The 1,620-nt window shown below is 39.0% G+C and carries 1 protein-coding gene; it reads right to left on the reverse strand.

Annotated features, from left to right (window positions below):
• Window positions 1-296: 296 nt before the first annotated feature.
• Window positions 297-1,529, reverse strand: coding sequence for an ISL3 family transposase (locus J2S07_RS21785; protein ID WP_307152462.1), 1,233 nt, complete (start codon window positions 1,527-1,529; stop codon window positions 297-299).
• Window positions 1,530-1,620 lie beyond the last annotated feature (91 nt).

Consider the following 1,620-nt stretch of genomic DNA (forward strand, 5'->3'; position numbering starts at 1 on the left):
TGGCTCTTCGCTATTTAGTGTTGAAAAGACAAATTACTAGGACCTTGCCGTTTCTATCATTCCTTGAGTATCATGGGTATTTGGTACCTCGCTAATTACGAGAGGAAAACCGAAAACCGGACAAGGGAATGTGTTCAATTGCTCGCTCAGTATTCACCACCTGTAACATGAATAATCCCCCTAATACATGGGCATACTTATTCATGGACAAGGGAATGTGTTCGGTTGCGAGCGATGTATGGCTCCAAACTGTAACGCATTCTTTTTTGTTTGTTGAAGACCAAAGGTCATATTGGTTAAAACTCCTTGACTAAGTCCATCTTATTAACGGTTGCGTAAATCATGGCTATGAAATTATCCGGAGTACGGTATCCACGTGCCTTTCTTTTGGCAGCTTGAACTAGACTGTTTAATCCTTCAAGCAGACCGTTGGTCAATTTGGTTTTAAACCATCTCAAAATACCGTCTTTTCGCTTTTTTAGCGACTGAGCTAACTTTATCATCGGTTCCAGTTGGGACCGGATTGCCCAGTTATACCACTCTTCAAAGTATAATTCAGAGATGCGGGCTGATTTAGTAAACATTGTCTGCAGTGATAATTTCATACGATAAGCTCGTCCCGTAGCTAAATCTAAATCCTTCAGTTTTGCGTATGTTTTCTGTTGTTTTTCAGTAAGATTTTCTTGATTTTTAAGCCAAACATATCGTGAATTCTTTAGTTCTGGTTGGGTGGACTGCTCTTGTCGTCGCACGTTGTCTAATGCTTCGTTGACCATTTTCATCACATGAAATTTATCAAATGTAATCTGTGCTTCTGGGAAATGTTCTTCAATTCCGGAAATGAATGCTGGAGACATGTCACAACAGAATTCTTTGATTTGAGAGCGCTCAACCCCTTTCTTATCAAGGAATTGGCAGAATTCACGTAATACATCTGAGCCTTTACCAGTCGTGATAAATATTGCTCGTTTGGTATCAACATCAACAAATATTGTCACGTACTTATGACCTTTTGTCCGTGAAGTTTCGTCCATAGCAATATTTTTTATCTTTGATACATCCATGTTTTCAACTTCTTTATTAACATAGTGTTTAAATACGCGCCAAAGCCGAGTATCATGTTCACCTACTTTTCGAGCAACTGCAGCAACGGGCATTTCAACCATTAGTGACAAGACATGATATTCGAAGAGTAAAGATAATCCAGCACCCGGGCGTGCCCAATCAATCATGACAGTAAGAATTTTTCCGCATGATTCGCATTTAACCCTTGGCATTCTTGCATGAAGGATGGTTTTATATTGCCAAAAGTCAAGGTGTCTCCAGGTACGATCTTGATCCTGGATATCATGAACCTTACATCCAGGTGAACCACAATTGGGACATAAGAATTCAGCACCTTTTCTGTACTCAAGATAAATATGGAGTGTTTTTTCTTCTTTGGCTAATTCATGATGGAAAACATACCATGGCTCAGGTATTTCTAGGGCGGCTTGAAATACATTATATTCTTCTTCGAAATTCTTCATAAAGCTATCAACTCCTAGGGTATCTAATAGTTTTTACCCAGTATAGACTGCTTTATGAAATTTTAAACTAAACACTAAATAGCGAGGAAGC

The organism is Anoxybacillus andreesenii, assembly GCF_030813005.1.
In the GTDB taxonomy this organism is placed as follows: Bacteria; Bacillota; Bacilli; order Bacillales; family Cytobacillaceae; genus Robertmurraya; species Robertmurraya andreesenii.

What these genes read in the sequence shown, in the direction of transcription:
- J2S07_RS21785 (WP_307152462.1), bottom strand. Translation starts at nt 1,529, where the DNA reads ATGAAGAATTTCGAAGAAGAATATAATGTATTTCAAGCCGCCCTAGAA.